Genomic DNA, 9,004 nt, shown 5'->3' with positions numbered 1-9,004 from the left:
TTCTTTTACCATCTATTCCTATTAGTTTAGTTTCATTTAATATACTTTGCGAAGTTGCAAAATTAGGAATAAATGTTACTGTGTGACAATTCATGTTTTCTTTATTCCACTTTTCTAATTGAAAATTTACCACAAAAATTGCAGAAAAAAAAGCTGATAAAAATATTAAAATCCTGTTTTCCTTTTTAGTTTGTTTTGGTCTTGTTCCGTAATGATCATGCCAAATAATTTTTATTTTTGGAAAAGTGAATTTCACTAAGACAGCAATAAAAAAAGAAGAACTGTGAGCATGAATTATATCAATTTTATTATCTCGAATGTATCTTCTTAAAACAATAACAGCTTTAAAATCAATTTTTCTGGTCCTTTTCAGAAACAAATAAGTTACTTTTTTATCGATTTGATTTTTTAAAACTCCTTCTTTTCTTGTTGTAACAAGACCTGAAAACACAATTTTATTTGCTAAAGCATTGGCATAATTAACTGCCATTCGTTCAGCACCGCCGGCTTCGAGAGAGTCTATAAGTTGTAACACTCTCATTATAACAAGATTTTTTTTATTTCTGCATCAAAAAAATCTGTTGTATATTTTTGAGACCATTCGATAGCTAATCTACTTTTAGAAAAAAAAGTTTGCTCATTATTCAAAATTTCCTCGATCTGAGTTAAATCATAATCTAAATTCATTTTTAATAAAATACCTCTATCTCCAAAATTAAGCATATAAGGAACACATGAAACATTAGTTGCAATAGGAACACATCCCCAAAACATTCCCTCTGCAATTGCTTTAGGCCAACCTTCACTTTGTGAAGGTAACAAAACAAAATGGCTCTTTTGGTATGCTTTCTTAATGGTTAACTTATCATGGTTTCCTTTCAAAAAAATAAAATTTTGCAATTGATTTTTCTCAATGTACTGCTCCAGAACTTCTCTTTGCATTCCATCTCCATATATATTTAGAATTGCATTTTTACCTTTTTTAACTAGCTGCTCAACTAACCTTATTGCATAAAACGGATTTTTACCAACAACTAAGGTTCCTACAAAAATAAATTCTACTTTTTGTACAAAATATTGTTTTTGAACAATTTCTTTTTCGAATTGTGAGTAGGTAGCTGTAAAAAATGGTTTTATGTTTTTAGATTGATCATCCCAATCTCCGTAGACCAAAACCTGCATTTTTTTAGTCAAAAATGTATTAGTTAAAATATATCTCTGCAATTTGTATGTCCAGGGTTGTTTGCTTTTAGCATCCCAATTACCTGCATATTTTGCCGTTTTTACTTTATTTGGAAATAAAATTTGAACAAAACAACCTATTAATCCCATATTCCCAGGGCAACGCAAATGAATATGATCTGCATTTTTCATTGCTACAAATATTCTACTTATAATTAGTGGCAATTTAAAAACTGAATTTAATATAGTCGCGAAACTAGTAAAACTAAAAACAGGAACTTGTATAAAATTAATCTGATTATGTTTATATTCGATATCTATCGCTGTGGTTTCTCTAATTGTTAACGGAGCTACAATAATTACCTCATCTACATATTTTATCCAAATATTCATTTCGCGAATAAAAGGTGCATAACCAAAATATTGGTCTGCAGATTGTACATGAGAAACATGAGTAATTATTGCAAATTTCATTATCTTAATTTTGGCTTATCAACTATTAGGCTAAGAAACCCGATGCTTCGTCCCAATGTTTCAGTAAAAATAGCTTTCTTATTTCTCTCTGTTAAAATATTTGTTGATCTTATCCCCATCAATAAAAGTGTAATCAGATTCCACTTTACTCTATCCAAAAAATTCGGATTCGGATTTTTTACCCTCCAAACATACCATCCATTTCTAACTACCATTTTCCCATAATAATATTGATTAGGCCTTCCTAGCTCTGCATGAAAATGACCTAATTTTGCAGCTGTATTAATATATAATTTACCAACTTTCGCAACTCTTAAAGTAAAATCGGCATCTTCGTACAAACCGTAACCTTCAAAATAAGTTGAAAATGAAAGTTTTTCAAAGACTGTTTTTTTAAATGACGAAACACCTCCCATTAATTGTTCTACTTCATATATTTTATTGGTTGGCGGTAAAAAACTAACACTTCTTCCATGTGAGAAAGAAGATGAAAAACCTGGAGGACAATCGCTATCTAAATGAAGTTTTTTGCGCAAAACAAATCTGCTTCCATCTTTACGCTTCCATCCATCAAAATAAAACTCATTTATAGAAGGATTATAATTATCTTTTACTTTCTCCCACTTTGTTTCATTAGTAATATAACCTCCAACTCCTAAAGCATCTGGAAAGATGTTATATGTTTTAATTAATTCTTCAAAATAATTTTCTTCAAGAATAGTATCGTCATCAAGAAAACATACAATATCACAATTTGGTGAAACTTGATTTATTCCAAAATTACGCTGTTTAGTTAATCCTCTATCCTCATCCGAAACACTAAAATATTTTATACTATCAATTTTATTTTTATTTAAATTTATCTGTGTATCATTATTAAGTGATCCATCGATAATTAAAACTTCATCAGGATACAAACTTTGCTTTTGTACTGATTGTAATAATTTCAGCAAGGGCTCAGGACGCATATAGGTACAAATAATTAAGGAGAATGTCATATTATTTATATCTAATTCCCAGTTCTTTTAATTTCTTGGCGTAAAACAAAGATTTTTTAAACTGTAAATTTTTATATGGAATTCTGAAAAAACGATATAAAAATCCTTTTTTGGAACCTTTGAATAAATAAAGAAAAAAGTACTTGCATTTATATTCTATAACTTGTTGTGCCGTGAAATGCTTAACAATTCCATACATAATTGTAGGACTTGGAACTGGACGTACCATTTTTACCGGACTATCTAATTCCCAAGGTTGTGCTTTTCTTTTCTTTCCTAAAATTTTAGCCTGATTCCCCCAAAAACGATAACCTCCAACTGGTGGCTTCAAATGTAAATTAGGAGAAAAAGGATTCAAAATTACAATTTGCCCCAATTTCACTAATGAAATTCCAAAATCACTATCCTCACCATATCCTCCATCAAAATTAATGTCATTGCCTGTTAGTTTTCTAACATACTCTGTTTTCACGCAAGAATTTGCATTACTAAAACCCGGATTTGCATTAGTATTCCACCTTTTATCTCCAAGTTCTTCAAGTTTTTGCTTTAAATCTACCAATCCTTGTTGTTCATTATCAGCCCTAATATCCAGTCCGTTACAAGCATTGACTCTGTATGTTTGCAATATTCTGATATGATTTTCTATAAAATCAGGTAAAACCCGAACATCGTCATCTCCAAAAACAATATATTCACCAGTACATAATTCTATCGCTTCATTTCTAGCCTTGCAACTTCCTTTCGTTTCTTGCCACTTGACGATTAATTCAAAAGGAAATTTTTTATTATGATACAATTCGCCATTTCTTAAATTCTCAGGAGTTGCATCGACAATCACTATTTGCGATACGGGATAAGTCTGAACTGCAAGATCTTCTAATAATTGTAAAGTAAAGTCCTGCCGCATCATTGTTGGAATAATATAACTTACTGATGGATTTCCTTCTATTTCTAATAATTTACGAGGCTTTACAACTGGTCTGTTAATTATTTGGTTAAAGTTTTTTCTGGCATATAAAAAAGCATTCCACTCTTTCCAATTCCAGAATCCTTTTCGATATAACATAAAAACAGAATGATCTGTCTTGAAATTTTTTCTAAAGAAAACATATCGGTCTTTTGCAGTAATGTTGATATTCTCTAAAGAATTTTCTTCAAAAAGCCCTTTTACATATAATGGAATTGCAGCTGAATTACGAAGTGCATTATAGCCAAAATCTAATGCTTGCATTTGAATATTTTGATATTCGGGATCAAATCCTCTTAAAGTTTCCCACACAGATTTACGAACTGCAAATTGATTTGGATTGATTCTCCAACTAATACATTCGTCAAGATTATCAAAATCATTTAAAAAAACAAAAAAAACAGCTGTTTGATATATCAGATCCTGAAACGCATTTTTATAACCTTGCTCAAAAGAATTGTGCCAAATATCTCCGGCGCCGCCAACTAAAATCTCCAATCGAGATAAATTTGGTTTCCCGTTGTAAAGAATTATTTCTCCGTTTTTTGCTACAAATTCCTTTAGCTTCATAACTCTATTCTCGATTAGTCATTTTATTATAGAACTCAATATTTTTATTTGCCATAACTCCAATATCAAATGAAGTTTCAACTTTCTTTCTTGCTGATTTTCCTGCCTCTGTACACAAGTTTTCATCCTCTAAAAACTCAATTATCCTTTTGGCATACAATTCATGATCTTTTGGATCGACTAAAAATCCGTTCTCTCCTTCATCAATCATTTCATTTGCCCAACCAATATTTGAAGCCACAATTGGTTTTTCTAATGCCATAGCTTCAAGCCAAGAAACAGGAAAAGCTTCTGCAAAGGAAGGAAAAACACATATGCTTGATTGTTGAATTTTTTGTTTTATCTTATCATACCGAACGGCTCCAAGATACTCAACATTTTTAATTGCTTTATCTGAGAAAAGATTTTGCATCATTTGCCAGGTAGAAGAATTGCCAGAAATAATATCACGAACATCTTTACCAACTAAAACCAATTTAGCATCAGGATATCTTTCTATAACTTTATTAAAAATTAGAGGCAGTTCTAAAAGTCCTTTTTTACGAATAATGCTTCCAAAATACAAAATACTTTTATCTACTTTGTATCGCGAAATATCTAACTTAAATAAACTACAATCAATAGGATTTGGAATAATAGCAAACTTTTTGTTTAAGCCAAAAGCAAAGTTAGTTTTGTCTGCTGTAAACTGACTAACGGATATTAATCCATCAGCATTTTGCAAGGCTCGCTTTTCATGAAATTTATTTATCCATTTTACAGGACGATTATCTAAATGGCAGAAATAAGTGTCGGAGCCATTTAATCTAATAATCAGAGGACAAGATTTTGGTTTTATAAATGATGAAATACCTGTCCAGTCCGGTGCTTCTACTAAATCAATTTCTTTATTTACATATAACTGGTTAATTTTTTTTTCAATTTTTTTTCTTGTAAGAAACCAAGATAATCCTTTTAATTTGACATTTTTTATCTGTTGAATCAAAATTCCATTATCATCAAAAAATGCATCTTTTTTTTGACCATATACCAAAACCCTAACAGAAACACCTTTTTCTAAAAGTCCTATTGCCAGATTTTTTATACTAGTCCCAAGACCTCCTGAATTACCTATTTTTGGATGCGGATATTCTGGTGTTAAAAATGCTATTTTCATTGCTTATTTATTGAAAAAATCTTTTAGAATTCTGGCGGTGAATATTTTTGCTCCCTCATCTGTCATATGTCCACATGATGAAAAATATTTATTTTCCTTTACTACATTCTCATAATTATAAATTTCTGGATATGCTGCTTTTACTTTATCGAAATAATCTATTCCTATAACATTTTCACACATTGGTGTCATAACAGTGATTAAATTAATATTATGAGCTTTACAGATGGCCTTAATCTCTTCATAATATTTATTATGTGGTAAAGGATTTAAATTGATAATATTATTTTTCATATTCCCATTTTTATGTTTTTCTAATGGGTAATATCCTAAATTGTCCAAGGCATTTGTTTTTTTATGAATTGCTGTAAAAAACACTTCTCTAAATCCAATTTTAGTATCGTATTTGATGTATCTGTAAAGTGGAATGTAGTATAATTCATTAAAATTCTCCTGTGACTCAAAATGTTTTTTTATAACATCCGAATTATGAATATAAGGTAAAAATAAAGCCGAAATTCCTTCAGCATTATAGTCACTTGATAAATTCAAGTCGGCTTCAAGAATTACATTCTTAATGACATATTTTCTCTCAACCATTAATTTTAGCATTAGCGCGGCCTCAAATAAATGTCCGCCACTCATGCCGTAATTAAAAGATTTAAGTCCTTCATCTTCAAATATTTGTGAAACAAAATGATTATTAGCTCTTGACGATCCTAAAATTATTACATCGTATTTTTCAGATTTTGAATTAAAGACTGTTTCTATTTTACCTCTATTCTTAGATTGCATAAAAACATAAGTAAAAGCCACATCTAAAACTCCGGCAATTAAAATAATTATGATTAAAATTTTAACCATATAAACTAAAAACTTCTTCATTTAAAATTGAAAATATATAAATTCTTTATAATCAGAAAATGTTCCAAAAATCATGATCGCTCCTATTGCCAACGTTAATTTCAGAAGACTTCTTTTTCCCGATAATGGTTCTATTTTATTACGATTATTCCATTCTATCAAAACAAATACTCCTATCATAAGCAACAATTCATAGCTGTAGCGTTCATTTGCCAAATATTGAAAACTAAAATCCCAATTAGTAATCATTCGCTTTAAGTACAAAACCGCATCTGTTATTGTTCTGGCTCTAAAAAATACCCAGGCAATACACGTGAGCAAAAATGTGCATAAAATACTGATGATAACTTTTAGCGAATCAAAATTATATTTTAACTGAATAGCATCCAGATTATTTCGATTACTGTTTGACAAAAGCAATGGTAAAAAATAAACTGCATTTAAAAATCCCCAGAATACGTAAGTCCAATTAGCTCCATGCCAAAATCCACTTACTATAAAAATAATAAAGGTATTTCTCATTTTCATCCAGATGCCCCCTTTGCTTCCTCCTAAAGGAATATACAAATAATCACGAAACCAAGACGAAAGCGATATATGCCAACGACGCCAAAATTCTGCAATATCCCTTGAAAAATAAGGATAATTAAAGTTTCGCAATAAATCTAATCCAAATAATTTTGAAACTCCTAACGCAATATCAGAATATCCTGAAAAGTCTCCATAAATTTGAAATGCAAAATAGATAGCTCCAAGAATTAATGAAAAAGAATTCATCGAATTGTAATTATCAAAAATAGCATTTGCATATGTCGCACATGTATCAGCAATGATAATTTTCTTAACCAATCCCCAAACGATTTGGTAAATTCCTTCTTTTGCTTTTTCGAAGTTAAATTCACGTTTTACTTTTACTTGTGGCAATAAGTGTGTCGCTCTTTCGATAGGACCTGCAACCAAGAGCGGGAAATAGCTCACAAATAAAGAATAATCTATGAAGTTATATTCAGCTTTTATTCTTTTCAAATAAATATCAATAACATACGATAATCCATGAAAGGTATAAAATGAAATCCCAACCGGAAGAATGACTTTTAATAAGATAGGACTTGCCTGAATTCCAACTGAGTTAAGTAATTCTGAGAAAGATGCTGCAAAAAAATTATAGTATTTAAAAATTCCAAGAAAACCTAAATTAACTGAAATACTGAGCCAAAACCAGAATTTTCTATTCCGTTCTGATTTTCCTTTTTCAATTTGAATTCCGGTGTAATAATCTAGAAATGTAGAGAAAACAAGTAAAAACAAAAATCTCCAATCCCAACACGAATAAAAATAGTAACTCGCAATTATTAGTAAAGCATTTTGCGTGCTTTTGTTTTTATTAAATACAAACCAATACAAGAAAAAAACACTTGGCAAAAAAATAGCAAAAGCTAATGAGTTAAAAAACATATTTTATTTAATGCAATTTTAAATTTATTCTATTTCGTTTTGAGTAATTCAAAATGATTTTCCACCATTTTCGGCAAAGAAAAGGAATTGGCAATTAATTCTCTTGTATTAATTGATATCTTTTTGTCTCCTAAATAAATGTCTTTAATAATTTGGGTAAGATCTTTTAAGTTTTTAGCTTTAAAAACATATCCGTTTTTGCCTGAAGTAATAGCTTCGATATTGCCTCCTACATTTGTTGTAATTACAGGAACATTTGCAGCAAGACTTTCCAAAATCGACAAACTAAAACATTCCATATGTGTGGGCTGAAGCATGTAATCGTATTGCGAAAAAATCTCATTGAGATTAGGTTTACTTCCCATAAAAATGAAACATTTGCACAAGCTGTATTTTTCTATTTTTTCAAGCAATTGCTGTTTGTATGGTCCATCTCCATATATCACTATTTCAATTTGAGTTTTTATTTCAATAGGAAGAAGATACACGGCTTCAATTAAGTCTTGAATTCCTTTAGATTCTCTAAGATGAGAAGCCACTAAAAAGCTTGGTTTTTGAGTTGCTCTTTTCTCTCTTTCTACAATTGCATCTAGAATAACGCCATTATAAATCGTTAATGTTTTAGATTTTAAATGAGAACCAAAATCTTTCAAAATCTCATTTACAGTATAATTTGAAACTCCCACAAAAAAATCAATATATCTTGAAAAAAGAATTCCTTTGAGTTTTTTATTTATTCTTTTTTTGAGTGGATATCCGTATAAAGGTCTCGGATTATGATCTACGGCAATGATTTTTGCATGAGAAAGTTTTTTTATTTTATAAAAAAATGGTGTACATAATTCTATAAAATGAGTAATAATATGAGTGTAGTTGGGTTCGCTTTTTTTATATAAAGAGAGAAAACTTTTTTCGACACTTTTGACTTCGCTATTATAAATAGTCATGTTTGAATAATTGCCATGACTTGATTTATTTGGGAAAAACCAATCAATCTCAATATTATTTTCTTTACACTTTTTGTCAAAATCCCAGAAAAAATAGTCCATTCCGCCTACTCTTTCTGGAAGTAATTGATAATTGCATATTATGGCTATTCTAGACATTATTTTTTCTTAATAAACATTTATGCAAATATTTAACAATCTTTATTTCTACTTTTTGAGTATAAAGAATACTAAAAGCAATCATCACAATTATAATTATAATTGGAGCTATGAAACTCTTTGGATAAAAAAAACCAACTATATTCCTGATCCAGACTTCTCCTATATATTCATGTATTAAATAAAGAAAATAAGATGAAAAACCAATTTTTGTAATCAATCTATTTTC

General features: G+C 29.7%; 9 protein-coding genes. All 9 read right to left on the bottom strand.

Features of this window, described 5'->3' with window-relative positions; genetic code table 11:
• Positions 1 to 541: glycosyltransferase (locus FLACOL7796_RS24030; protein ID WP_173973296.1), on the bottom strand; the 541-nt coding region annotated here is incomplete at its 3' end.
• The gene (locus FLACOL7796_RS24025; RefSeq protein WP_173973295.1) at positions 541 to 1,656 is read right to left on the bottom strand and encodes a glycosyltransferase; all 1,116 of its coding nucleotides are present in this window, start codon (positions 1,654 to 1,656) and stop codon (positions 541 to 543) included. The genes FLACOL7796_RS24030 and FLACOL7796_RS24025, both read right to left, overlap by 1 nt.
• Complete coding sequence (locus FLACOL7796_RS24020; RefSeq protein ID WP_173973294.1) at positions 1,656 to 2,654, bottom strand: glycosyltransferase family 2 protein; 999 nt, start codon at positions 2,652 to 2,654, stop codon at positions 1,656 to 1,658. Before FLACOL7796_RS24020 ends, FLACOL7796_RS24025 begins: the two co-directional genes overlap by 1 nt.
• Before the next feature lies 1 nt (position 2,655).
• Entirely contained in the window at positions 2,656 to 4,194 is a 1,539-nt protein-coding gene (locus FLACOL7796_RS24015; protein ID WP_173973293.1) for a glycosyltransferase family 2 protein, read from the bottom strand.
• A gap of 4 nt (positions 4,195 to 4,198) precedes the next feature.
• The gene (locus tag FLACOL7796_RS24010) at positions 4,199 to 5,350 is read right to left on the bottom strand and encodes a glycosyltransferase family 4 protein (protein ID WP_173973292.1); all 1,152 of its coding nucleotides are present in this window, start codon (positions 5,348 to 5,350) and stop codon (positions 4,199 to 4,201) included.
• A 3-nt stretch (positions 5,351 to 5,353) separates the two neighbouring features.
• Complete coding sequence (locus tag FLACOL7796_RS24005) at positions 5,354 to 6,235, bottom strand: hypothetical protein (protein WP_173973291.1); 882 nt, start codon at positions 6,233 to 6,235, stop codon at positions 5,354 to 5,356.
• Entirely contained in the window at positions 6,236 to 7,669 is a 1,434-nt protein-coding gene (locus tag FLACOL7796_RS24000) for an MBOAT family O-acyltransferase (RefSeq protein WP_173973290.1), read from the bottom strand.
• 29 nt (positions 7,670 to 7,698) lie between these two features.
• On the bottom strand, positions 7,699 to 8,775 hold the full coding sequence (locus FLACOL7796_RS23995) for a glycosyltransferase family 4 protein (protein ID WP_173973289.1): 1,077 nt from the start codon (positions 8,773 to 8,775) through the stop codon (positions 7,699 to 7,701).
• Positions 8,768 to 9,004 (bottom strand): hypothetical protein (locus FLACOL7796_RS24760; protein WP_232067444.1); only part of this gene is annotated, 237 nt, incomplete at its 5' end. The genes FLACOL7796_RS23995 and FLACOL7796_RS24760, both read right to left, overlap by 8 nt.

The organism is Flavobacterium bizetiae (assembly GCF_902804475.1).
Taxonomy (GTDB): Bacteria; Bacteroidota; Bacteroidia; order Flavobacteriales; family Flavobacteriaceae; genus Flavobacterium; species Flavobacterium bizetiae.
Note: the sequence above shows the minus strand (reverse complement) of the source record. Positions and strands in the feature narration are given on the sequence as shown.

Bases quoted from the DNA above. Each gene is read 5' to 3' on its own strand.
- FLACOL7796_RS24025 (WP_173973295.1), bottom strand. From the start codon at position 1,656: ATGAAATTTGCAATAATTACTCATGTTTCTCATGTACAATCTGCAGAC.
- FLACOL7796_RS24020 (WP_173973294.1), bottom strand. From the start codon at position 2,654: ATGACATTCTCCTTAATTATTTGTACCTATATGCGTCCTGAGCCCTTG.
- FLACOL7796_RS24015 (WP_173973293.1), bottom strand. From the start codon at position 4,194: ATGAAGCTAAAGGAATTTGTAGCAAAAAACGGAGAAATAATTCTTTAC.
- FLACOL7796_RS24010 (WP_173973292.1), bottom strand. From the start codon at position 5,350: ATGAAAATAGCATTTTTAACACCAGAATATCCGCATCCAAAAATAGGT.
- FLACOL7796_RS24005 (WP_173973291.1), bottom strand. From the start codon at position 6,235: ATGAAGAAGTTTTTAGTTTATATGGTTAAAATTTTAATCATAATTATT.
- FLACOL7796_RS24000 (WP_173973290.1), bottom strand. From the start codon at position 7,669: ATGTTTTTTAACTCATTAGCTTTTGCTATTTTTTTGCCAAGTGTTTTT.
- FLACOL7796_RS23995 (WP_173973289.1), bottom strand. From the start codon at position 8,775: ATGTCTAGAATAGCCATAATATGCAATTATCAATTACTTCCAGAAAGA.